A 25303-nucleotide genomic window follows, 5' to 3' on the forward strand; every position below is an offset into this window, starting at 1 on the left:
GCTTGTTTCTGTCTCTGTCCGGGTGATGAGAATTTTTATGCGGAAGGTAAGCAACTGCAAAGGATTTACCTTATTGGAAATGATTGTCGTCATGGGCATCATGGGCATCATTTTTACGTCATTCGCACTCTATAAAAAAAGACAAATTGAATCCGTGGCAAGAGAAAATCTGGCGAATGTCATTGTCGGTGAAATGTATGGTTTTTTGCAGTTTACGCATGAGGATGAAATCGAGCTGAACAGTGATGACAATGCCGATGGAGAACAAGATGTCATCCTCAATCCGCTTTATGATAAGTCTATTCAGCCTACCGATGATAAAGGGAAAGCCTATAGCTGGCGTTCAAGTACGCCACCGAATGAGGATCCCAATAATAAAAATCATTATATCAAGTGGGATAATGACCAAATGCGAGGGTATTTTACCAGCCATCGCTGCTTCAGTTCGAGTAACCAAAAAGTCGCTGATAAAGAGTTTACTACCGACTATTTGCGCTGTAACCAGCCTCTTAACAGTCAGGATAAATTTCTGGTTCTTGAAAGAATTGACCTGATAGGAGATGAAGAAGATCGAACCATCGAACGGATCGACTTCTTTGTTAGTTTCCATCCGGGAAAAGAGGGCAGTAAAGACATCGATAAGTTTTCACTCGAAAACTATGCGACAGCATTCAGTCAGGCCCTGTCTCATTACAACATTGCCTATACGCAGGCAGATTACCTCTATCGCTCATCGGCTCTAAAAAGCGAAGCCATCAATTTTGGCGTTGGCTGGAAACTGCTAAAGGCGAAATCAGCCAGCTCAACCGACGATGCCATACCGTTTGGTAGCCTGGCGTCCTGGCTCGATAAAATTGACCAAAATGCAGAGCAACTGGGCATCCGTTTCAGTTTTATACCCGGCATGGGTGAAATGGTTAAACCGGACGGGTCAATCGGCGTTGATAAATTATGCTGGAATTATGATGAAAATAAGCTCACGCATTGCCTTGAAGTTGAGAAGGGGACGGGACGTAACAGTGAGCAAGGCGTTATGCACCTGACTGCCAAAAATAATAAAAATGAAACGGTAACAGGCACGCTGATGGCAAACGTTATTTTTGAAGGAGAAGCCTACAATCCTGAGTCAGGTCAAAATGAAATCGCGTTAATGACCAGCCCCGTCATTTCTTACCAGTCTTTTGGCAACACCAAAGGGGGAACAGATGTCATTATCGATGATCCCGAAAATTACGATAAAAATGTAACCGATGAGCCTGGATACATCAAACTCCCGGTGCAGACATGCCCTGCGGCACCCAACGTTAACGATCCAGCCAAACCGATTCAACTTTATCCTCGCCTTGCCGCGGCACTTTCCTCGATTGTGGCCGATGTGGGTAAAAGTGAAAATTCGGATGGCACGATTGAGGATGACGGTGACTTTTCTGACTTCTCGAACAGTGAGATGAACCGGGTATCTGCCAACGGTGTTCTGGATCATTTAAGCGGTGTGGCGATTCAGGTCAATTTCATTGATGAAACTGAGCCTGCGTCTGATTACTGGGTCGTGAGTGCAACCAGTGGCGTTTATGACAATGTGTCAGGTAAAGGGGTCAATGTGATCAACCCGGGATCACTTTCTGTCGTTCTGACCTCATGGTGCAGTTCAGTGAAACAACCTGCTCACGGTAAATCGGTTCCAATGCCTTCTACGAAATAGTACAGCCTTGATAACGAATGGATTGTTTGGTTTTTTGATACTGTTCAGGATGGAATAATATGAAAATTAAAAATCTCGGATGTGCAGTGATTTTGTATTTAGCGTTAGGGACAATATCTCATGCGGCGGGGAATGCGGTAGGAAATGTTACGACATCAGCCACGCAGCCGGCCACGCAGACGAATTCCGGAAAAGCACTAAGCCCTTTTTCAGATGACAGCAAACCTGCAACGAGTGGGAGCCCAGTTCCCGCCATTATAATGCCAGCCCCGGTGAATGTGACCATGGTACTGAACAGTGGCGATTTACTCAGTTATGGGATTAAAGTCTGGGCTGAAAAGTCCGGATACAAACTGCTTTGGCAAAGTAAAAATGATTACTTGATTTACAACCCCATTGTCCTCAGTGGCAAAGATGATGATACGGTTTTGACTGAGTTGGGAAGGTTATTTGCCTCTGAAAACTATGGTCTAATTATTAAGAATTATCAGAGAAATCATGTTTTAGTTGTTGATGATATGTAATGTCATGATCTTCATGGATAGAGAGATATGAAATCAAAAATAGTATTGATTGCAATGTTTTTTATCTTGCAAGGTTGCGCAGAAAAATTTAACAAAGAATTTTCACGTGACAGTGCGACCGCTGCCTTAGAAGGTGCAATGTCTGCGGATGAAATGAAAGTTAAGCCGTATGTCAAATATGATACGGCCTACCTGGGTAAAAAAGTTGACTATAGCTCTACCCGGCAGAATCTGCTGGCTAAAAAAGTCAGCATAAACTCCTATGAGCCGACGGATTTAAATACGGTTATGGAAGCCGTACTGGCACAAACGGGGATCAGTCATCGTACTAATTTAGCGATTCCATCGGAAAAGGGAAGTAGCACCGGGAATGTTGAAATTGAACCACGCAGTATCAACTTCAACGGAACATTTGAAGAGTTTATGCGCTATTTGTCCGCGTTGTATGATGTCAGCGCTGTATTGGATGAAAACAATATTTTAAAAATAGATGCTTTTAGTGTCTATGCAATTAAGCTTGATTTCTATGGTGAGAATAATAAATTCGAGGCGAGCCTTGATTTGTCCAATGATGCCGTCAGCAATGGTGGGTTGAAAGGGAAGTCAGAAACGAAATTCGAATCCACATTCTGGGATGATGTCGAGGATATGGCTGATAAGTATGTCTCCAGTGGCATGTACAGCATATTTAAAGATGCTTCAATTGTGACATTGACGGGCCGGCCTTCAGAATACAAAGCCTTGAGTGATGTCCTGGCAAAATACCAGAATGACAATAATCGACAATTTGTGGTTACCTACAAGATCTTTACGCTAAACAAAGAGAAAATGGAAGAGTACGGCGCTGGTTTGAATATGAACTATCAGGATGGTGGCTCAAGCGTTGTTATCGATACAGCAATGATGGGGATGCTCGGCGGTGGCATGACGGTAGTGGCAGGCGCTGACAGGGCGCTAAGCATTGACGCTAAGCTTAATGCATTATATTCACTTACGGGGAGCAAGGTTCTGCAAAGTGGTTCCTTTGTTACGCGTAATAATGTGCCCATTCCGCTGAATATGACTAACTCGCAACATTATGTTTCCGGGCGCACCCGTACGGTGAATAATGATTCTGGCGAAGAAGATATTGAAATTGAGACCTCAGAGATTATTACAGGAACAAGCTTTATTATCACACCTCGGGTAATGACGGATGGGCGGGTTGAGGTGACCAGCGGTTTTACCAAGAGCCAGCTAAATTCCATTGATGTCTTTGATACTGTCCAGTTACCGAATGTGACAACGACAGAAATGTTTAATTCAACGGCAATTAACCCCGGCAGCTTATTGATGGTGGCAAAATATGATCTCAATGAGTTAAATAAAGATAAACAGTTTCAAATGCTTGGTTATGGTGAAAACGCTAACGATAACGAAAGCACGGTCGTGATGGTGGTGGGTATTGATTATTACCGTGCCCCCTTGAATCGATAATTGCCCAGAGGGACACCATGCTTAAGACTTTATCACGCAATAATATCCTGACAGGCTTAGTCTGGGAGATTTCTGGGGCAGAAAGCCAGGATATAGGGTATAACCGGTGGATGTCAAATATCCGCCGTAGCCACCGTGTGTACGTCTATAGTCTCAAGGATACAGACGGAACGAGTGAGCTAACGGGATATTCCGCGAAAACAACGCCGGGTTGTGAATCCTTTGCTGTCCATTTGAGAAATCTTTATGGTGATGGGGCTTATTATTTTTCGACAGGAAACAATGAAGTCTATCTATTGATGGTGATGGATGGGGTGATCATCAGTGGTAGTGACTGCGTGGTGACAGAGGCTTTTTTTGAAAAATTTAGTCAGTCATTACCTGACTCCAGATACTCCAGACTGCAACTGATTGAAGTCACTCCAGGACAAATTGATGTTGTCGTTGAATCGTGCAAAGCCAGTCAACTCGTTTATAGAAAAAAGCAACGCCTGTTTTGGACAATGGTGGGGGGGGGGGTCTTTATATTACTTTTGGCCTCAGCTATTTTTCTTTATAGCATAATCGCAGGGTGAGATGATGATCAAGCGATTACAGTTAAGAACAAATCGACGCCCTGCTTCGCCAGGCTCAAAAATAGGATGGGTTGTTGCTATCTTATTCATTGTGCTTATTTCATGTGCTGGAGGTTGGTATTATTTTGTGTATACCCCGGCACAAGAAAAAGCCAAGGCGCTTCACCAGGAACAAGAGCAACTGGCTAAGGATATTAAAGCGATAGACGCTTTTTATCTCAAGGAGTTATCTGGTGGCAGTGTGCAACGTTTTACCGAGTTGGCCAATGAAATCGTTGAAAGCTCTATAATACTTCAGAAATTCAATTATGTTGATGAAGTCTTCACCTGCACGGCAGAAAACTGTGTTTTTAGCTACAAATTGGGCGAGGGAGGCGTATTCAATGTGGCTCAAAAAATATTTTGGGGTGAGGTCTATACGGTGAATTATTCAGACAGCACATATGATTTCACAGGAATAAAATCCAGATTAGACAGTAATCCTGTTCTTACTGCCTATAAAAACAAGCAAAATGCAAAGGTCTATCCCTGCGGTGATTTGCTGAATTATGTTTATTCTTATAATTCTGCATTTCTTTATGAAATGCCTTTAACCATTAAATCTCCGCCATCGTCGACGATACTTGCACTTGAAGAGAAAATTGTAAACAAAGGGAAGTTAAAACTGGTTGGTCTCAGTTTTATTCCTTGGGAGGTGAAGTTATCGTCGGTGGAAAATACGAGTACTAGCATTGGATATATTAACACTTTGTATCTGGCCAGTTTCTTCGAACGACAAGCCTACAAAGATGCCTTTATTATTAAAAAAATCGATACTGCGAAGGAAAACAGCATTACAGGAGTCATGGTATGCAAAAGTGGAAAATAATGATTGCAACGGCAATTGCTTTACTTTCTTCAGGCAGTTATGCCGACGATGTTGTCAATAATGGTGAAAATCCTGCTGCAGTACCCGCTCCTGTCCAGGAGCACATCTCAAAACTGATGCAAGACGACGTTGAGTATAATGAAAAACTCCGCGAGTTGTCGCATTTGGCTGTGCTGGCAAAATTACGCCTTGAAATAGCAAAAATAAAGAGTGAGGCGTCTGAACTCTCGGCCCCGCCGCCAGTGAATAACGGAGAGGAAAAATCAGGCACTGCTGAGGCCAAACCTCCTGTCGCGTTGATTTCGCCACCACGAGTGCTCATGTTATCGCAGATTGCTGGTGTGACGAAGGCGGCGGTTTCTGTGGGAACGAAAACTATTTTTGTCCGCATAGGGGAGTTGTTTGCGGTGAATGGGAAGCGCTATGTCGTTCATCAGGACAAAAGCGGACAGCGTTCTTTTGTGCAGGAAGTGCCGCAGTGATTATCGATTATATTCAGTTAACAGATGAATCTATTTACAGTAGTGAATGGGTTTTTGCTGAAATTGAAGACCGGATGCTATTGGCCCGTTTGGGGACACAGGAGTTTCTGATTTCAACACGCTCTGTTGTTGAAGAACTTCATATCATTCAATATGAAGTGCGTAAAATGAACGATATCCACCGACACAATATTGTGGGTATCGCGGGTGTCACTGAGTCGGTGTACTTCAAAATATTCGAAATTGTCTCATTGCAGAAGCAGAGTCTGGTTTCTTTGGATATCAGTGAAACTCAGAAAGAGCTGGAAGCCATTTTGATTGAGGCGGTGAGGCTCGGGGCTAGCGATCTGCATATCACGCGTAATGATATTTTGGCGAAACTTGAAGTGAGAGTAAATGGGTTGTTACTGCCGATGATGCAGATGCCATCCAGCAAATGTGATGAGTTGGTCTTTGTTCTATACAACGTGCAAGCCAGCACCCGAGACACGACATGGAACCGTACTATTCCGCAGAGTGCTAATATTCTTTATCAATTGAATGCGAGAAGTTTTCGTTTTCGTTATGCCCATTTCCCTATATTTGGCGAAACTGCAGACTGTTATCATGCGGTGCTTCGTATTATTCCGTCTGGCTTTTCGAAAGGGACGGTCGCCAATCTTAATAAGCTTGGGATATCGCACGAAGAGCTGGAAGACTTGAAGAAAATCCTGAGTAACCCTTACGGCGCTTATATCATTGCGGGGACCACGGGGTCAGGAAAATCCACGACGCTGAAAAATCTGATGGAGTGGTTGCAAATCAACCGCTATGCAGACAGAGGGTGCTTTCTTACCGTTGAAGACCCTGTGGAATATCAAATTTACGGCGCGAAACAAAGTTCTGTGGTGAGTGTTGAAGGGGGTGGGTTTCATTCCGCCATCAAATCAGCATTACGTCGCGATCCTGATGTGCTGATGGTTGGCGAAATCCGTGACAATATTTCCGCCAACGCCCTGGCGGGTGCAGTAGAAAGTGGCCATTACTGTTTTACCACCGTGCACGCCGGTAACATCGTCTCTTTATTGCAACGTCTGTCTGCGATGGGAATTACCAGCGACAAACTTTCAACGCCTGGTTTTGTGGCCGGGCTGCAGTGCCAAAAGTTGGTTCCTGTTATTTGCGCCGACTGCCGGCGTTCGCTGGAGCTGCCTTTTGGCGGCCAGATGATGACGCTGTATGAGCAAAGGGAGGAGGGCTGTGAGAAGTGCAATTACACCGGCATCAGTGGCCGGCAGCTTGTTATTGAATATATGCGGCCAACCTATGACGAATTAGCGGCGATATCCAGACAGGAATGGCTACAGGTGTATGTGCTATGGCGAAATAAGCGTATTCCCGCGCCTGGATTGAGTGAAGGATTTGAAATTAAAGAGAAAGTCTTTGCCGAAGTACTGCGTGGGCGTGTGTGTGCGACCTGGTTCAGCATGGAGTTCGGTGATGTAGAAAAAGACAATCTGGAGGTCATCCTTGGCAAAGTTCAGTAAAAAACAGCGTCTCTACCTGTATAAGTTTTGCGCCGATATGATCAGCACAGAGCTCCCTCTCTATGACTCATTGCTTAAACTGCAGACTGAGGGCAAGACGCTGCTCGGGCGTGCTTTTGCAAAGAATGTGGGGGTGCTGACAAACAACATGAAGTCCGGACTGACAGGGGCATCGATAGCGGTCATGTTTGAGGGCCTGGTGCCGCAAAGTGAATTAAGCGTGATTAACGCGGCGGAACAAAGCGGCAGCCTCGCGGATGGGTTTATGACACTGGTGAATGTCATCAACTATAACAGCGAGTTAAAGAGCAAACTGATCGGTGCCATTTTGTTTCCGGTCATTATGCTGACCCTCTCTCTGCTTGTCATTGCCGGGTATTCAGTCAAAGTTTTTCCCGCTTTTGAAAGCGTTGTGCCTGTCAACAAATGGCCGGGGGTCACTCAGGCTTTATTTGGTTTTGGCAAAGCCCTTGTTGCCGGGCTATGGATTTATATTCTGGCAGGCGTCATAGCCACCGTTTTTTTATTAAGATTTGTTATGGCTAACTTTTCCGGAACGATCCGTAACAACATGCTTGATAAGATCTTACCCTTTTCGACCTACAAGCAAATCACGGCATCGATCTTTCTTAATAACCTGGCGTTAATGTTAAAAAATGGTATCCCTCTGAATGATGGTCTGGCCATTATTTTGCTGAACTCGAACCGCTGGTTAAAATTCCACATCAATGGTATGCGTGAAAAAATGGCGGTAGGGTTGGGGTATGGGGATGCCTTAAATACCGGACTGTTTGGCCCTGAAACGCTTCTGAATATTAGTTTGTATGCGGGGCTTCCCTCTTTTAATGAAGTGTTAGCATCAGTCTCCAAAAAATCTCGTGAACAGGTTCAGGAATATATCAAAACCCTTTCTGGTTTACTGAAATCTCTTTCTACCATGGTCCTTGGGGGATGCGTGATATGGGTGTTTGCAGCGTTGTTCGCTCTTTCTGACTCGCTCGCTAAGCTGGGTGCCAGTGGTTCATTTTAAAGGAAATAGTATGAATATTTTCAGGATGTATTGGTTCATGACCCCTTTATTCTTCGGAGTGCTGTCATTCAGCGTCTTCTCTGCCACCATCCCGAAAGGGGGCGTTTTCAAATATTCAATAAAAGTCAACGGTGATGAGTTGGGGCCGCTGGATATGCCATTGGCATTGCCCATTGCAAATTTTTTTGGTTTTACTCGCGAGGGTAATCAATATTCTTATGAAGAAAAGAACTCATTACCCATTGCGATCAATATTATGTATATCGAATCGTCACTCAGCGACGCCCCGCCACCCCGCTTACCCTCAATCACTGATGATAACTTCGATTTTTCTGAGCACTATCTGCATTATAAAACAGACGCAACTTACAGCTGGGTCAGCGGGGGTAAGGAAGGGGGATGGGTGATGCCGGTGATTAATGCTCAGCCCTATCAACAGGGCGATCCTTTCCCGGCCGTGACGACCTGTGTGGGGACCCCTGCAACCGTTAAAGAACAGCAGTATAAATGTAAGCCCGGTATGAGCAGCAGTACCCGCAACCTCTCAATGTATGATGAGCTGATTGATGTGGCGGCCAGTATGAACAAACCGTTGTGGGTGGGGACCCTTGTCTTCCCACGTGCCTCAGACGGGCCGGAAGGCTATACGAGCAATGCGGGGACCGGGGGCGAGGGTCATGAGCTGGTTGTTTACCTTCCTCATCGCCATCTGGCATTGATACATCTTGAAGCCGTGTTAATGGGGTCGGCAAACGGCGCCGATCGACGCCTTGCGGCATGGACGCTTAAAAGCGACGACGGCGAATATTTCGAACCTTTCAGTCAATATAAAGGTACCGAAGAGTTCGGATTTGTGTCTGCAGGAAACACAACGGAAAGCCGCACCACGATTTATAGCGTCATTCCTTTTTCTCTGATGTCGAATAATCCGCCGCGTATGCCCATCGCCGAGGTCGCTGCCATTCACACACGTCTGGCAGGCGGTGTGCAATGGGCCGATGAATGGAGTGATTTCGCGCCAGGGCAGGGGATAGAGGCATCTCGTCTTTTCACCTGCATGAATGGGGCAAAAGGCTCAGTCGATGATTATACCCAGTTAGCCACTTTTCAACTGCCGGATATCGACGAGTTTAAGGGGCTTGATGGCCAAACAAGGCTGCTTCCGGAAGGGCAGAAAGGATTCACGTTCGAACAAATTATAGAGCGTCCCCCGACATCAGATGATGCGTATGTCTGTGATACCAAAGGAACGCAGCTATTTTCCCGGCGCATAGATAGCACGTCATCTGGTGGCTGGACTTTGCGCCTCGACTTTACAAACAGGGTTAGCGGTATTACCGCGAAATGACGTTACCACAGATGAGACTCTTTGTTTCACATCAAGGGACTGAGTGTTATGTATAATTTTTATCTTTGGTTTTACCCGGTGATGGCGGCAATTGTGGGGGTATTTATCGGGAGTTTTATCAATGTCGTCATCTATCGTTTACCGCTGATGATTTACGCGCAAAGCAACGGTGAGCCTGATGCCGGAAAAATAAATTTATGGTGGCCGCCTTCGCATTGTCCTGGCTGCGGTACACCGGTGTGGCGGCGAGATAATATCCCGGTGTTAAGTTGGTTATTACGAAAAGGTAAATGCCGCCATTGCAACGGTCATATTTCAGCGCAGTATCTTATTTCTGAAATCCTGTGCGGCGTTTTCTTTACCCTCCTGACCCTCAAAGCCTGGCCGAATTTTACTGAAGCGCAAATCTGCTGTTTTTTCCTTTATTTTTGTTTGCTCTATACGCTGTCGGTGATTGATTTTCAGCACCTGTTGCTGCCCGACACGCTGGTATCGCTGCTTTTATGGAGCGGGCTTGTGGCCTCAATAAGCGGTCTTACCGGGCTGCAGCCTCGTTCAGCCATTGTGGGGGCTGTCGCTGCATGGCTGCTGTTGTACAGTGTGATGACAGGGTATGAAAAACTGCGGGGCCGGGAAGGGTTAGGGTATGGGGATGTGAAGCTGATGGCCGCTATCAGCGCCTGGCTTGGAATCGAAAAACTGCCCGAACTCATTGTCTGGTCAGCCGTCTCTGGCATCGTTATCTACGTCTTGTGCGCGTGCCTTAACAAGCGTCGGGCACTGCACGAGAATGCGGATGAAGCAGAAAAGCATTACATCCCCTTTGGCCCGTCTATTTCCGTGGCCGCGCTGGTGCTGTTTTTTAGCGGGCAGTTCTGACCATGCGTATCCCGATGGTCTTTCTGAGCCTGCTTTTTCCGCTTGCTGCACTAGCCAGCAGCGATACGGTGGTAACGCTCGCGCTGATTCATGTCTCCCGTACTGATGCCACTCAGTCCTTTTCACCTGCGTTGCTGCGGGTGTCGCGTGAGGAACGCCTGGCAACGGTGAGTGCGTTAGCCCGTTACCCTGACTTTCATCCTCCCCTGGGTGTTCCATTACAGACCACGTCGTCGTTCAGTATGCGCCTGCACCCCTTTACGCAACGCTTTACCCATCATGATGGGACAGACTTTGCGGCTCCCCTTTTCTCTCCTGTATTTGCGGCAGAGAAGGGCAGCGTTGTGGAGGCTAAATACGATGCCTTAGCCGGGAATTATATTGTGTTGCGCCATCCTGGGGGCTGGAGCAGTCGTTATATGCATCTGAACAAGATGAGTGTGATGTCCGGGCAGTCGGTTAACCGTGGCAGTGTCATTGGCTTTTCAGGGAATACTGGGCGTAGTACCGGCCCGCATTTGCATTTCGAACTGGCCTACAGAGGTGTTCCGGTTAATTCTGCTAACCTGCTGGTTTCTTCGCAGTTAGCGACATTTCCCTCTGTGGAGAAAGCCGTTGTTCGCGCCGTGGTGCCTTCTGTGCCAAAAATAATGCTGGTCACGAAAATTGCCGGTGAGGAAAAGGTGATGGTCAAATTCGGAAGGAAAACGGTTTACGCAGGCGTAAACCAGACCGTATTTGGGCTTTATCGGGTATTAATGGAAAATGGGCGTTATCGTTTGAAGGCTGTGGCAAGAATGAAGTGAATCTTTCAGTTCCCGCAATAACTCTGGTATAAGGTTTATCAGGACTCAAAGGTCTACTTTATAGTGACGAGGAATAACATGCGTATCAGAGTGTTAACAGGAATGGTTGGTGCCGCGCTGCTGCTCGCGGGTTGTAGCTCCAGTAACGACCTGTCAGCAGGCGGGCAGAATGTTCGCTTTGTTGAAGACAAACCGGCAAGTGAATGCCAGCTTCTGGGCACCGCGACGGGCAAGCAGAGCAACTGGCTCTCCGGTCAGCACGGTGAAGAAGGCGGTTCAATGCGTGGTGCGGCGAATGCGCTGCGTAACCAGGCGGCTGAAATGGGTGGCAACGTGATTTACGGCGTGAGCAGCCCCACTCAGGGCATGCTTTCAAGCTTCGTGCCAACCGACAGCGAAATGATCGGCCAGGTTTACAAGTGCCCGAACTGATCCTTTCCGTCTGAAAAAAGCGCCCTCATCGATAGAGGGCGTTTTTGTTTATTCAGCTTTGGCTGGTGCTTGCTGTGTTTTTTGATACAGCTGATACAGCGCCCGTAATCCGTGTTGTTGAGACAACAGCCCTTTGCCGGAAGCAAGCGTCGCCACTGAAATACGGCACGGTTTTCCTTCCAGTTTTTTCAGCCGTGGGCTAAAGGCCAGTAAACGCTGGGCAATGGCCTGAGCGTCTTTCATATCACCCCGAACGCGCGATTTTACAAGGGTACCGCAGGCCTGTGGCTGCCCGTTTTCATCGGTAAAGTGATAGACCAGAGCCAGAAAATGCGAAAAGAGTTCGATTTTCCAGGCGGCATGCTGATAGGTATCGTATTCCATTTCACCGTTCTCTTTCATGTCGGTGTCATACATCGGCAGGAAATCGAGCAGGGAAGCAATACGCAAAGACAGGTCATGCATCCCGGCATGATTGATGGCCTGAGAAATTGCGCTGATCAGCAAGGCGATTTGGGCATCATCAAGAAATACTGTCAGCCGATTTTCCCCCTGTAAGGTGAAAATTAGCTCCGAACCCTGTTGTTTTGCCTCACCCGGAGCAAAGCCCGTGACGCGCTGGCGAATATCGGCGTGCAGCATCTGTTCCTGATTCAGTTCAGGAATGTTGTGAAGCAGTGATTGCGTTGCGACATGCTGGCGCGTTTTAAACGTGGCTTTATCTTTGGCGTTGCGCTGGCTTTGCAAATAGAGACGGTGCTCAAGATAAATGTAGAGATCGCGTAGCGGCAGGGCGGGAATAAAAATCAGGGATGCCTGATGATGTTGATGCTTGAATTTGAGCGCCAGAGCCTGAAACTGCTGGGCGTGGCGAATCACGCCGGTATTGATACCGGTGATAGTTAAGGTCATTTCTTCTCTCCCTGATGAGGTCTTATCCCTGAGAATCTGTCCTGAACCCAGGATGGCGAGGGATATTCTTACGGAGGCTAAAATAGCACCCGGCCAGATTTCGGGAGAGTCGGTTTCCGGACTTGAAACCTGTGCGACAGGCATCGCACAGGCTTTTGCTGATGAGATGATGCTGTTCTATGTTTCTCTGAGCGACTCTTTGGTACGGCGAAGAGTCGATAAACGTTCGGAGAAAATATTAGGCGTGTGTAGTTTTCCATTTAACTTATTCAGAAAATACAATAAATCCTGATCGGATTTCAGATGAAAATTTTTCATCAATATTCTTTTATGAGCACAAACTGTTTTCGTACTAATTTTCATTATTCTGGCAATGGATTCTACACTTTCCTCAAGAAAAAAAAGTGTAGCGACATTTGCCTGCTGTGATGAAAGTGTTCGATGTCGGCATCCGGCACATGAGAAAAGCCTGCGGTTTCCTTGCTGACTTTTAAACCAGCCCTCCAGTATCGTTCTTTTTACCACGGCCAATGATTCCGAACGTTTAATATAAAGAATATCTCTGATGCATAATGGCAAAGGAGAAAAGTATGGGTTTTGGTTTTCATCATACAAACCAATCAATAAACTATTGTGTTTTCTGGATCTAAATAAAGGTTGGCAGGTACAGATTTCCCCCATAGAAAAACTCTTGATGATGATGTCGGCGGTAGAGATATCATCCGCTATACTGTTGTTGCAGAGTAACGTTCCATCATCTAATTCAGGAAAAAATAAATCATGAAGGATAGCCTTTAACCCATTGGCATAGAAAGAATAGTCATCATCAATAACGATTTTTAGCATTATTTTCCTCTTAAATGCATGGGGTAAATCTGAAGGTGTAAATTTATGGTTCAGATAAGGTAATTTTAATAACTATTAGCTATCTGATTTTTAAAGTCGTTTAAGGGGCGGATACACTCCTCAATGTTATATGTCGCACCTGGTGCGGCATTAATGAGAAAACTATAGGTTTTGCAAGGACGGTTTGTTTTCAGTACTAAACGCTGAGTGATTTCATTGGTTTCAGGTGTTTCTGGCAACGTCCTTGTTTTAATAACAGCACCTGAATAAAGATGATCTTCATTTCCATCAGTAAAGCGGAAGATAATGCCAATGTAGTAATTGAATAAATCCAGTTTCCAGGACGGAGGTGTATACTGTGTGTAATGAACCTTATTGCTTTGGCTATCGCTAAACTCGACATCGTAAAGAGAGAGATAATCGAGACGAGAGATCAGGTTTTGAATAAACTCTTTAGAGTGAACATTTTCGAGCGATTTCAGTATGATTTGAAGCATGAAACTGACCTGAGAATCATTCACAAGCAGGCTATAAAATGTCTCATTTTGTAATGTGAAGTGGATAATGCAGTTGTCTTCCCGCAACTTGACCATCATAGACGTTGCACGCAGGTGTGCCTGAGGGGTATGCAGTTCTTCTGCATTCAGAGTGGGAACATGATGCGACAATCGGTCTGTTTCTAACTCTACTTCTTCCTGATAGATGTGATTATGCATACGCTCTTGTATCACATGCAGTCGATTATTCAATAAAAACAATAGGTCGTGGAGAATGGCTGTCTGAAGATAAACGATATTTTCGTTGTCATGCATGTCTTTTATCTTTAAACATAATGCAAGGAAATTATTTTCGTGTAATATGATTCCAGTATTCATGCTATTGATAGAATATGTCATATATAAATCCTCTTAGTGATTAATATCAGGTTTGGTTGTCGAAATGCTATTACTGGTGTTCATAAAGTGAGCTAAATCGATAATTCGGTCCGCACAGGCAATCGTTGACGGACGATGCGCGACGATAATACGGGTTATCTTCAATGAAGAAATAGATTGGTTAATATGCGATTCATTCGCTAAGTCCAGGTGGCTGGTCGCTTCATCCATGAAAAGAATTGATGGCTGGCGGTAAAGCGCTCGGGCTATCAAGATACGCTGCTTCTGCCCGCCTGAAATCCCTAATCCTAATTCGCCGACAATCGATTCATAACCCATTGGCATTTTGACGATTTCTTCATGAATATTGCAATGCCGGGCGCATTCTATGATACGGTCTTCATCAGGGTTTTCTTCAAACGCACAAATATTCTCGGCGATGGAACCTGAAAACAAACGGTCTTCCTGAAGCACACAAGAGGTACTGAGTCGATAATTATTGAGTCCAATCTTACTGATATCTAAACCATCAACGATGACTTCTCCTTTTTGGATGCTGAGAAGGCCACACATGATTTTTAATAGCGTTGTTTTTCCAACACCGGATGGCCCTACAATCGCAACGGATTCCCCAGGATGAACCGTCAAATTTAACCCGGAAAAAATAGGCCGGGAGAATGCATCATATTGGTATTCGAGATCTTTTAGTTCTAACGCAACACCCTTATGAGCCTCAAAAACACGCCGCGTGGGTTGTTCCTCCTCGGGTTCAGAGAATACAATTTCTGAAAGGCGTTCGTTGTGCAGAGATAGCATTCGCAACTGCATGACGAGATCAATCAGGCTTGATGCGCGCTGGGAAAATTGACCGCGATAAGCGTTGAATGCCATGAACATCCCAATACTCATGGTGTTGTCGATAACCATCATGGCTCCAAGCCACAGAACAGCCACCTGATCCAGAGTCGTAATGAAGGCATTGACTCCTCCATACAACATATCGAAGCGTGTTTGCTTAATACCTGCGTTGCACGCTTCAATATTAATATTTAGCCAGTTTTGAGAACGCCTGTCCTTTAAATTCAACGCCTTAATTGTTGCAACACCATAGAGTGACTCCATAAAATGAGAGCCGGAGCGTGCACCTTTTATCACTTGTTCTTCCGCGACGCGACGATAGAAGCGGTAAGTCGCAAGGCGCATCATGGCGTAACAGAGTGTAAAAGCGACGACGACCCAAACCAACCAACCACCATATAAAGTCATCATGATGAGTAACCCAATGGTCATGATGCTGTCGATGATCCCTGCGACAATGCTGTTGGTAAAAACAGAACGTATGGTGTCCAGAGAAGAAAAACGAGACTGGATATCACCCAAATGACGCTTTTCAAAGAAGGTGAGTGGGAGGCTCAGTAGATGATCAAAGAGCGTTGTCTTCCACTGGATATTGGTTAACGTATTAAGGGTCAGGGAAGTCCATGCACGTAACATACTGACGAATGTGCGAAATAGCGTGAACATCACCATGCCGATACAGATGACTGATAATAAGCTTTGATCATGGGCAATAATGACATGATCTGTCACCAGTTGGGTTGCAACGGGCATCAAAAGATTAATTGTTTCGACAACAACAGAAAATGCAAATAGTTTTGCCAGTGCAGATTTTAACCCCACAATGTTGTTCATTAAATCCAGCAGGCGTAGCCGGTTTTTAACGGTTTCTTGCTGAAAGTCACTATCAGGCCATAATTCTAATGCCACACCAGTAAAATTATTGGACATCTCCTGAATGCCGATTATTCGTTTTCCCATGGCTGGGTCATGAATAACAAACCCTGACCTGTGTATTTTTACCAGTACGACAAAATGATTCATGCTCCAGTGTATAGCGCAAGGCAGTTTTAGTTGGTTAAGTTCATTTAAATCTAATGATAAAGCCCTGCATTTTAAATTTGCCTGTTCTGCTATTTTTGCTAACGATAATAGTGTTGTTCCTTGGGAGCTTGATCCGAAACGCTGGCGAAAATTGAACAAGTCTATGTTTAACCCATAATACCCACAGATCATTGACAAGCATGCGATTCCGCATTCAGATGCTTCCGATTGGATAATAACAGGAATTTTTTTTCTGAAAGAAAAATTAAGGCTATCTTTCAGCTTGTTAAATAGATTATAGTTCATTGATCGGCCCGTTCACGCTTTGAGCAATATTATAAAAAGGTGTGAACATCCACATGTACAGCGGGCGTTCTTCAAGAAAAACAATCGCCTGAGCTTTGAGCCCATTGGAAAGTGATAAGGTCTTTTTGTTATAGCTAAAGGATTTATGTTTTATTGATACAATGCATTTATATAGAGCAGAATTCTGCTGATTCATGCTCTCATCAAAATTACTGTATTCCGCCATTTCCTGGCGCGTTGCCGGAATTGACGAGATCGACGTTATGATGCCGGGAAATTGACCAAATTTCTCAGACGGAAATGCATCATAGCGAATGTTAATGGAATCCCCTGCGCTGACGTAAGGTAAGCTGTTGTTTGGGAGCCAAAGTACAAGATAGTATTCGACATTTCCAATGGGTTTAATTTGTGCAAGGCTACTTCCTTTATCCACCATCTGTCCTGATGTAACAGACAGAGATTCAACTTTTCCTGCTGTTGTTGCCTTGATAATTAAATTACCATTTGCATTAGACTCAACAATTTGATTCTTGAAATCACTGATCTGATTTTTATAACTGGATATTTGGTTATCAAAATCTGCAGATTTAGTCACAATATCGCTTTTCAACTGGGTCAATTGTGATTCCAGCTGCATTTTCTGGCTGGCAAGCGACTGATAACTGCTCTGCTGCTGAAAGTAAAGTGAATGCTGGTAATTGTACTGATCTTTGTTAACGAGACCTTGTTTCAGATAACCATCATAATTCGCCAGGGATTCACGCATTTTGTTAAGGCCCCTGCGGGAAGTATCCAGCATTTGCGCTGTTTCCTTTAGGGATGCGTTATAATTTTCTAATTGAGCGTTGAGCGTGTCCTGCGTTTCTTGCTTGTTCCGGATTAATTTATTAATGATCTCATTCGCGTTATCAATTTTTTCATTGATAGCCGTTGTAGTTGTATCACTGACATTTCCATTTATCGTTGTGCGAGAGATATCCAGCTCGTAAAGCTTATCGCCTTTACTCACCAGATCGCCGACTTTTACCCATTGATGTACGACAAATCCTTGTTGAGGTGCAAAGACATTAATTGAGTGGGGGAGGGTGATGACTTCACCTCGTACATCAATTCGCTGTGTGTAATGACAAAAGAACAACGCAATGAGGAGCGCTGTAAGGAATATAAAAGAGAAAAGCATGATTAACCACGAAGGAAGACCAGCTAATAAGAGTGCTTTCCCTTTCCAGTGATTTTTTTTGTGTTCAATCGCTTCCTTGCGATAAAGTTTATAGCTCATTATTATCACATTCTTTATTTATAGGATAAAGGCCCGAGGCTTCGGGCCTTTTATTTACAAAAATTTAGGGGTTAGAAAATCTGTATATCGCCGCTATTTATTCCGTCTAAAAAATTCATGGTACTATCATAGGTTGCATCCCAGCCAATAAGTGCGCCACCAATGCCACATGCAACAGCGCCAACGGCTAAGCCCCACACCATTCCGACACCCTGGCCAATAGCACCGAACCCGAGGATACCGCCGCCATCACCACCATGGGAGCCGCCAATGATGGAGCCAGCGATACCACCGGCACAAGCACCTAATGTTGCTGACGCAACGGCTTCAACAGTGTTTTTTGCAACGCTTTCAATCACGCTCCCAAAAGAGCCCCAGTTCCAGCTGTAAGCACCTGATACGTCACTCATTTCAATTACAGATAATTCTTTCATACTATAAAACTCCATGTGTAGTTAAAAACCCTGAAATATCAGGGGCGCTGCTTTCATGCAGCATTTATCTCACCTGTTAAGGTGGGAATTCTGATTGAACACCTTATTTAATACTAAACAAGCTTCCAGAAAATGATTGTCTAAGATTAATATTGGTCTATTGTAAATGTCATTGCGGCGTTTGCAGTGCCTGGGGAAACGGTACTGTTTATCTTTTTATAATGCGCAATGTAAGAGATCTCAATCTTTTTCTCAGAACCTGAGTGATATTTGATGGCATTGTTAAACACCAATGGTGTCCTGTCACTTTTATTAAGTATCTCAATGGCTATGCCTGAGGCAGAGTCTGTGCCACTCTTGTCAAGAGTTAATATACCATCACCAGAGCTTCCTGTTGTTGGCTCAAATGACAGATATACAGGTGTGCTATCTTGTTGACAGTTAAGCGTTAGCGAGAAATATTTATCCACGGTAGTGCTTCCTACCGAACTAAAATCTGATGCACGATAGTTACCTAACTGAACTGTTTTATTTCTATCAGCAGAGTCGATGGTGCAGCTTTTTATTACCCAGCTCTGATTACCTTTGACCTCAATGGAGGCAACGGTGTAGTCATCGACTTTATATTCGGCAACCTTCCCACCGCGGATATACCCTTGTGAAATAGGACCTGTTTTAATGAAATCAACACGAATCCTGCCACTGGTGCTCCAGGCTGGCAGCAAATCATTGGGTGACAGGGCTCCCTTATTAGGAACTTTTCTGTTTGACATCATAAGGTCGCTTATCTGGATGCCGACACCAGGAATACCAGTTTCAAAAATATTACCGTCTGCGTTAACGCCGGTTACGGTTTTATTGGTCATCTCAGATTTATATTGTGCACTACCGCTCAGGCAGGCAATTTTGGGACCTGAAGTATCAACATAACGCCTGTACAGCACGGATCCGTCAGGGGCATCAGGATCAAGAGGAATCGATGCAGTTAGCACCCGATAGCTTTTTCCATCCAGCACCGTACAATTACTTGCCGCTTTTGCCCCGAAGCTTAATAACCCCAGGCATAAACCGCTTATATAAATATTAAGCTGACCTTTACGCATTGTATTGATATCCTTTGCACATCTTATCTGAGGTTATTGACATACGGATGTTAGCTGGTGAATACCTGTACTTTCGGTATTCGGATTTAAGGTCCAGGCGGCGCTACATTGCTGGTCACTCCTGTTCCCCCATTGCACTTTAAGTCTCCCGGAGTCAGACAGGCCGGAGAGGTAGACGATGCCATTGTCACCCACGATGCTGCTTTGATTGGATTCAGAGCCATTCGTCACCATTGCACCAAATGGAATGACACTCCCAGAACGGTTTGTCAGGCGAATAAATGCACGAACGCCAATGTTTCCATTAAAGGTTGAGCGAACAATGGCGCCTCGGGTAGGCACGACAATTTGCGTGGCCGTCTCGAGTTCGACATTATCGGCTAAGCTTTGCGTATCCAGCGTAATATCGTTGTGCTGATATGGCGTCATATAAGGCACCAGCGCATAACCACGGTAATCTGTGCTAACCCCTGTCTGGTTAAAAACATCTGCATTTTTAACGCCATCGGCCTTTATGAGTGCGGCCGTATCGCCAAGCGGTTGACCAAATGTCATCCCACCTTGGTGGACAACAATACTGCCGCCTGCGCCATAGTTGATGCGCTGGCTGTAATGGTCATAGTCATAGCCAGCAGAGATTTCACCATAGCCGCCATGGTAGTCGACATTCAATGAACCGCTATCGCGGTCTTTATTGTTATAACCTTCCTGAATGCTCCAGTTAAGGTTGTCCCTCTCTAATGCTGTTCCACTTAAGCCTATACGATTCGTCGTGGAACCCGGGTGACCTGTGTCCAGAGCGTAATGCGCCCAGCTGTTGGGTAGCCATTGGCTTAACGGTACGCTCACTGAAAATGAGAACAGATGCTCGCTTTGACTGTATTCATCGGTACCCATATCTGATTGAGAATAGCGGCCATAGCTATAATTGAGCGTGAAACTGTTACCCGCCCAGCTGTTGCTGTAACCCGTATTTAATGACGTATTACGGCGACTATCTTCCCAATAATCTTCGATAATGCCGCTCAAATTCAAATAACCAGCATTATGGCCCAGAGATTGACTGACGCTCAGTTCGGTTCGGTTTCTGACCCGATTATTCGGAAAATAAGCACTGTTGTCGCTACGCCAGGTATCCAGTACTTCCTGGAGCGTGTTAAAGCCTTTTGTTGAGTAACGATAGCCAGCAATAGAAAAGTTCGTTCCCAGGTCAATCAAATTCTTACTGTAACGGATACGCCATGACTGCCCGGATGTTTTATCTTCATCCTTTTTCTTTGACCAGGCTTGGGTGACGTCCGTGGATATTGCGCCTAATTCTCCGAGGTTATTCCCCATACCAGCAATGAGAGACTGGTATTTTGAGGCCGCCTGAAAGCCGCCATACATTGTGGTATTTAAGGGTAAGCCATAGCTGATTGTCGCGTGAGTAAACGGTGTTTTATCCACGCTGTTGTCATATGGACGATACTCACCCGTAGTCACTTCATATTTGTAACTGCCTTCACGCCTCAATAAGGGTAAGGAGGCATATGGCACAACAAAATCCTGATGGCTGCCGTCTGTCTCTTCAACCGTCACATAGAGATCCCCGCTTCCACCCGTTGAGTACATATCGGAGATTTCGAAGGCACCAGGCGCAACATAGGTTTGATAAATGAGGTAGCCATTTTGCTTGATGCTGACCTTGGCGTTGCTTTTAGCAATTCCTCGCACTACCGGCGCATAACCTCGCTTGCTTTCTGGCTCCATGCTGTCATCGGTAGCCAGCTGCAATCCACGAAAGGGAACGCTGTCGAACATATCTGATAACGCTGAGCTTTCTCCCAATGTTAATGTGCTCTGAAGAGCATTGATATTGCGCTGAGCGTAGGTATACACCGTATCCCATTTATCTGTTGAATCGGTATTCTTGTTCCAGGTGCTAAAGTTACGCAAGCGCCATGCGCCAAGGTTAGCGCCGGGATTGAGATTGAGGCTTTGACTCGAATTATTCTTCTCAATATCATTTGCACCTGTAAATTGATAATTCAAAATTAATGCGTTGATACCATCATCATATTCTTCCGGTGACACATATCCGCGAGCTGTTTGCGATAATGCTGCTTGTGGGATGCTCAATAAAAGGCGCTGAGTCGTAAAATCAAATTTACTCTCCGCACCCGGTATTGAGCGGATATCTACACAGCCATTATGGTCTTCTTTTAATGCTGGAAACTGTTCAGCTTTTAAGCCATAGCTGATCAGCTGCTTTAAGCTGAGGCATGGAAGAAGTGATGTATCGTCCCGGTCATGGTTTTCATTTTTGGTAAAATTAATATCAGTCGTTTCACGCATCTCATCATTGAGCCAGATATCTACCCGGTATTTTCCGGGAGCCTGCATGTTTTTAGCATCGAAAATGGAAAGATCTGTTTTCATTTGCCCATCATCCGATATGCCAAGAAATGCAGGGTTAAAAACATCCCGCGCACTCGCCTTCTGCCCTGGGTTTAAAAAGTTTAGGGTGAGCAATGAGATTAAACATAAGTTGCTTTTTTTGTTAAATGTATTTCTGAGTCTCATTACTGAGCTACCTAAATAAAAAATTAAAATGTTGCAATTAGATTTTAGCTTTGTGGATTGGGCCAATTCCGCCATAATCATTGATTATTTTCCACTCGATATCACCGTTTGAGGTATCTGGTGCGAGCGGATATGATTCTGTTGAAAATGGGGCAATAAAGTTAATATCTTTTATTTTTTTATTCGCAACTGAAAGCGTCATGAAGTTCATATAAAAAGGCGTTGGGTTAGTTACTTTCAACTGGTTACCCGTTTTTTCCCAAATGAGTTTGTCGGTAACTTCTTCTGGCGCTGAATCTAACAGTGCTTTTGGCCGATAAAATAGCTTCAGCCTATTGCGAATCGCGATTTGCAGACTGTTCGCATCCTGGCTATCACCTGATGGGATTGCCATTGAGTTCAGATAAAATAATGACTCACGATCGTCGGGAAGTGCTGCATCAGTCTTAAATATTCGTAAGATATTTTTCTGCTTAGCTTCTAATCGAAATAAAGGCGGTGTCACCAGAAAATGGGGTGTACCTTGAGCAGTCGCCTCAATCCAGGATTTCATCAGATAAGGCACGGTATCCTGATTATCAAGAGAAATATTTATCTCTTTCATTTTTTCCTGGTAAATTAAACGTGTCCCGCCAACAATAACACCTGCCTGAGATGCTGAGCAGATGAAAAAACAAATCAACAGAACGGTAGCTTTAAATTTACGCATGATCATCCCTGTATCGTCCGAAAAGGTCACTCCGATGGCAGAGTGACCAGCAATCAATTAATAATTAACGGTAAACGTCACGACTGAGTTCGCTTTACCTTCAACAACGGTTGATTTAGTTTGAATGTAGCGAGCAATAAATGGCAGCGTGTTGGTTGCAGAACCGGAGGTGATTGAATATGGCGCAGACGCTGTTCCAATAGACAGAACGCCTGTGGAATCGGACAGTTGGATACCAACGCCATCCGCGACACCACTTTCCTGGGTCAGAGCAATAATGCTGTTGTCTCCATTTACAGGAGTACCGTCAAATTTTACCGTGGCGGTAGCGACAGATGCCGGGCAATTTGTCAGCAGAATATTAAATGCTGTTGCGCTGGCTGTGCCAGTGGCGGTGGAACCCACGCCGCCAAAAGCAGTTTTTGCAACATTTCCCATATTTACGTCACCCGTAGTGACACCTGCGCTTTCAACGCTGGAATCACAACCTGTGCCCGTGATGGTACCGATAAAGTTAACAGTGCCGTCAGATGCTACAGCATTCATCGCGCCAAAAGCGGTGAACGAGAACAGTGCTGCAACGAGATTCTTTTTCATGACAATTTCCTTTGTTCATTTAGATATATAACTGTTGCGTATAAGTGTGGGTAATTCATTGAATCAATGAATGCTATCAATGTATTCTGCAATTCACTTATTTCCGTCTCTGACGAGTGCCAGTACTGTTAATACTTTCTTGTCAGGACATTCTCAAAGCAGCATTGCAAGCTGCGTGAAAACAATAGTGAGATATCTCTGTCGTTAAAAGTGATTTTATTCTCACGTGGAATTTTCATATTTGAATGGTAGTTCAGGTAAAGTGTAGTCAAAATTTCATAAATGAATTGCATTTTTTATTACCACTCGCTGCATGATATAGTTAACATGGTTTATGGCTACATGAGTGCACAGCAATCTCTCATCTGTCTATTGTTGTTTTCTTATTATGTTGGAAGTGATTTTAGGGAATGGAAATGACTGAGTTAATGGACGTGTGTTACATCATAAATGATAACGTTTTATATTATCCACAGGACAATAGGCTAATCTGTCTTGATACAGAAAAAGAGAGTGTGAACCTTAATCACCCGGCAAGCCGGTGTTTTAAATTGTTGCTTGAGAATCGGAGTAAAGTTGTATCTAAAAATGATTTTCTTGAATCTGTTTGGCGGTCTAATGGAGCATATGTTGCGGAGAATACATTCTATCAAAATATTTCTATTCTAAGAAAATCGCTGAGACGTGTCGGGTTAGGGGATAATGTTATTGTGACAATAAGGCGTAAGGGGTTTTCTTTATCAGATAATCTCAAGGTTGAACTGCTCCCTGCTCATGATATAAAACGTACTGTCGATGCGCCATTAAACATGATTGTAAATAATGAAGGGATAGCAATCCAGCAAGCTGGATTTGCAAAGGGAGACTCTTTTGTTCCATTCGGTAAAAAGGTTAACCTGGAGCCAGGAAAAGGACGGAATGAGAATTTTAAATACTGGATTTTGTTGGTTTCGGCAATAGTACTATTTATTGTTGAGTTGATATCATTTGTGGTACGTCTGTTTATTTAATGACCAGGGTGAATTTATGCTATACCGGGAGTGAGTATGGCAGTTCAAGGTAAGAGTGAACCATTCGTTCAACCACTTAATAGAGTCGTTGAACGAATTTTGAGCCTTGTTATTAGGGCAAATGCAAATCCAGCGGGGTTTTACTCGGCGCACCACCAATCTCACGCGCCAGTTTTGGCACCATATAGCCGGAGACCAGCGTCAGGAGCTCGCGCATGATGGCCCGGGCTTCGTCATCACTCACCATGTAATGCGCCGCACCCTGCACTTTGTCCAGCACGTGCAGGTAATAGGGCATCACGCCTGCATCAAACAGGGCATTACTGAGGTTCGCCAGAGTCTGCGCATTGTCATTCACGTCACGCAGCAGCACGCTTTGATTGAGCAGCGTGACGCCCGCAAGCTTCAGCTTATGCATTGCCTGGCGGAATGCTTCGTCAATTTCTTGTGCATGGTTGATGTGGTTAACCAGCAAAATTTGCAGCGAGGAACGAGCAAAGCGTTCAGTTAACGCCTCGGTGATGCGTGCCGGGATCACGATCGGCAAACGGCTATGAATACGTAGACGCTTCAGATGAGGAATGGCTTCGAGCGCATCCATCAACCACGCCAGTTCATGATCCTTCGCCATCAGCGGGTCGCCGCCCGAGAAGATAATCTCATCAAGTTCCGGGTGTGCGGCAATGTAATCCAGCGCGACCTGCCAGTTTCGTTTGTTGCCCTGATTATCGGCATACGGGAAATGGCGACGGAAGCAGTAGCGGCAATTGACGGCGCAGCCACCTTTCACCAACAACAAAGCGCGGTTACGGTATTTATGCAGCAAACCAGGCACGACACTGTGCTGTTCTTCCAGTGGATCGGTGCTGAAACCTGGCGCAGCAACAAACTCCTGCTGAGAGGTGAGTACCTGTTTGAGCAACGGATCGTTCGGATCGCCAGGCTTCATTCTTGCGGCGAAAGCACGAGGCACGCGCAGCGGGAAGAGGCGTTTTGCGTCACGACCGGCGAGCAAATTTTCATCAGCGTCTATCTTTAACAGACGCAACAGTTCATCAGGATCGGTGATTACATCGGCAAGTTGCGATAACCAATCTTCTCTGGACGGGGTGTTTAGGGTTACAATATGCGCCATTTT

General features: G+C 44.9%; 24 protein-coding genes. 13 read left to right on the forward strand and 11 right to left on the reverse strand.

The genetic code is table 11. The features are described from left to right. Nucleotides 1-37: 37 nt before the first annotated feature. The 12 genes from ACLW56_RS08210 to ACLW56_RS08265 all read left to right on the forward strand — a co-directional run bounded on the left by ACLW56_RS08210 (nt 38) and on the right by ACLW56_RS08265 (nt 11648). Nucleotides 38-1702, forward strand: a complete 1665-nt coding sequence (locus tag ACLW56_RS08210) for a type II secretion system protein (RefSeq protein WP_330983292.1) — start codon at nt 38-40, stop codon at nt 1700-1702. A 59-nt stretch (nt 1703-1761) separates the two neighbouring features. Continuing rightward, nucleotides 1762-2226: a TcpQ domain-containing protein gene (locus tag ACLW56_RS08215; RefSeq protein WP_330983293.1), complete on the forward strand. Its 465-nt coding sequence runs from the start codon at nt 1762-1764 to the stop codon at nt 2224-2226. A 27-nt stretch (nt 2227-2253) separates the two neighbouring features. After that, nucleotides 2254-3702, forward strand: coding sequence for a type II and III secretion system protein (locus ACLW56_RS08220; protein ID WP_330983294.1), 1449 nt, complete (start codon nt 2254-2256; stop codon nt 3700-3702). A 17-nt stretch (nt 3703-3719) separates the two neighbouring features. After that, nucleotides 3720-4277 carry a pilus assembly protein gene (locus ACLW56_RS08225; RefSeq protein WP_330983295.1) on the forward strand — a complete coding sequence of 186 codons (558 nt, stop codon included), beginning with the start codon at nt 3720-3722 and terminating at the stop codon, nt 4275-4277. A gap of 4 nt (nt 4278-4281) precedes the next feature. Then, entirely contained in the window at nt 4282-5145 is an 864-nt protein-coding gene (locus ACLW56_RS08230) for a hypothetical protein (RefSeq protein WP_330983296.1), read from the forward strand. Beyond that, complete coding sequence (locus ACLW56_RS08235; RefSeq protein ID WP_330983297.1) at nt 5127-5627, forward strand: hypothetical protein; 501 nt, start codon at nt 5127-5129, stop codon at nt 5625-5627. The genes ACLW56_RS08230 and ACLW56_RS08235 overlap by 19 nt, the downstream gene beginning before the upstream one ends. After that, a complete protein-coding gene (locus ACLW56_RS08240; RefSeq protein ID WP_330983298.1) occupies nt 5624-7153 on the forward strand; it encodes an ATPase, T2SS/T4P/T4SS family in 1530 nt (509 codons plus the stop codon). Before ACLW56_RS08235 ends, ACLW56_RS08240 begins: the two co-directional genes overlap by 4 nt. Then, nucleotides 7137-8183, forward strand: coding sequence for a type II secretion system F family protein (locus ACLW56_RS08245; RefSeq protein WP_330983299.1), 1047 nt, complete (start codon nt 7137-7139; stop codon nt 8181-8183). The genes ACLW56_RS08240 and ACLW56_RS08245 overlap by 17 nt, the downstream gene beginning before the upstream one ends. Before the next feature lie 10 nt (nt 8184-8193). Then, complete coding sequence (locus ACLW56_RS08250) at nt 8194-9531, forward strand: hypothetical protein (RefSeq protein WP_330983300.1); 1338 nt, start codon at nt 8194-8196, stop codon at nt 9529-9531. A 48-nt stretch (nt 9532-9579) separates the two neighbouring features. Beyond that, entirely contained in the window at nt 9580-10410 is an 831-nt protein-coding gene (locus ACLW56_RS08255; RefSeq protein WP_330983301.1) for an A24 family peptidase, read from the forward strand. A gap of 2 nt (nt 10411-10412) precedes the next feature. After that, on the forward strand, nt 10413-11216 hold the full coding sequence (locus tag ACLW56_RS08260) for a M23 family metallopeptidase (protein WP_330983302.1): 804 nt from the start codon (nt 10413-10415) through the stop codon (nt 11214-11216). A 78-nt stretch (nt 11217-11294) separates the two neighbouring features. After that, entirely contained in the window at nt 11295-11648 is a 354-nt protein-coding gene (locus ACLW56_RS08265; RefSeq protein ID WP_330983303.1) for a DUF4156 domain-containing protein, read from the forward strand. Nucleotides 11649-11696: 48 nt separating this feature from the next. Here the strand turns inward: ACLW56_RS08265 and yjeJ (ACLW56_RS08270) are convergent, their stop codons facing one another. From yjeJ (ACLW56_RS08270) to ACLW56_RS08315, 10 genes are all read right to left on the reverse strand, one after another. Next, a complete protein-coding gene (gene yjeJ / locus ACLW56_RS08270; RefSeq protein WP_330983304.1) occupies nt 11697-12560 on the reverse strand; it encodes a YjeJ family protein in 864 nt (287 codons plus the stop codon). Between the two features lie 177 nt (nt 12561-12737). After that, nucleotides 12738-13406 (reverse strand): LuxR C-terminal-related transcriptional regulator, encoded by a 669-nt coding sequence (locus ACLW56_RS08275; protein ID WP_330983305.1) that lies wholly within the window; start codon nt 13404-13406, stop codon nt 12738-12740. A gap of 65 nt (nt 13407-13471) precedes the next feature. Then, nucleotides 13472-14302: a YjeJ family protein gene (gene yjeJ, locus ACLW56_RS08280; protein WP_330983306.1), complete on the reverse strand. Its 831-nt coding sequence runs from the start codon at nt 14300-14302 to the stop codon at nt 13472-13474. Nucleotides 14303-14314: 12 nt separating this feature from the next. Further along, nucleotides 14315-16468 (reverse strand): peptidase domain-containing ABC transporter, encoded by a 2154-nt coding sequence (locus ACLW56_RS08285; protein ID WP_330983307.1) that lies wholly within the window; start codon nt 16466-16468, stop codon nt 14315-14317. Further along, nucleotides 16458-17747: an HlyD family secretion protein gene (locus ACLW56_RS08290; RefSeq protein ID WP_330983308.1), complete on the reverse strand. Its 1290-nt coding sequence runs from the start codon at nt 17745-17747 to the stop codon at nt 16458-16460. Before ACLW56_RS08290 ends, ACLW56_RS08285 begins: the two co-directional genes overlap by 11 nt. Nucleotides 17748-17818: 71 nt before the next feature. Further along, nucleotides 17819-18181, reverse strand: coding sequence for a hypothetical protein (locus ACLW56_RS08295; RefSeq protein WP_330983309.1), 363 nt, complete (start codon nt 18179-18181; stop codon nt 17819-17821). A gap of 146 nt (nt 18182-18327) precedes the next feature. Further along, nucleotides 18328-19284 (reverse strand): fimbrial protein, encoded by a 957-nt coding sequence (locus tag ACLW56_RS08300; protein ID WP_330983310.1) that lies wholly within the window; start codon nt 19282-19284, stop codon nt 18328-18330. A gap of 33 nt (nt 19285-19317) precedes the next feature. Next, nucleotides 19318-21849: a fimbria/pilus outer membrane usher protein gene (locus ACLW56_RS08305; protein WP_415377655.1), complete on the reverse strand. Its 2532-nt coding sequence runs from the start codon at nt 21847-21849 to the stop codon at nt 19318-19320. Nucleotides 21850-21886: 37 nt separating this feature from the next. Then, complete coding sequence (locus tag ACLW56_RS08310) at nt 21887-22558, reverse strand: molecular chaperone (RefSeq protein ID WP_330983312.1); 672 nt, start codon at nt 22556-22558, stop codon at nt 21887-21889. Between the two features lie 57 nt (nt 22559-22615). Next, on the reverse strand, nt 22616-23155 hold the full coding sequence (locus ACLW56_RS08315; protein ID WP_330983313.1) for a fimbrial protein: 540 nt from the start codon (nt 23153-23155) through the stop codon (nt 22616-22618). A gap of 416 nt (nt 23156-23571) precedes the next feature. Between ACLW56_RS08315 and ACLW56_RS08320 the strand changes: the two genes are divergently transcribed. Next, complete coding sequence (locus tag ACLW56_RS08320; RefSeq protein WP_330983314.1) at nt 23572-24165, forward strand: winged helix-turn-helix domain-containing protein; 594 nt, start codon at nt 23572-23574, stop codon at nt 24163-24165. Between the two features lie 112 nt (nt 24166-24277). On the opposite strand, the gene epmB is transcribed toward ACLW56_RS08320, so the two are convergent. Further along, complete coding sequence (gene epmB / locus ACLW56_RS08325) at nt 24278-25300, reverse strand: EF-P beta-lysylation protein EpmB (RefSeq protein WP_330983315.1); 1023 nt, start codon at nt 25298-25300, stop codon at nt 24278-24280. Between the last annotated feature and the right edge of the window lie 3 nt (nt 25301-25303).

Origin of the sequence: Pantoea sp. sgz302252 (assembly GCF_047713085.1) — a bacterium.
Classification (GTDB): Bacteria; Pseudomonadota; Gammaproteobacteria; order Enterobacterales; family Enterobacteriaceae; genus Scandinavium.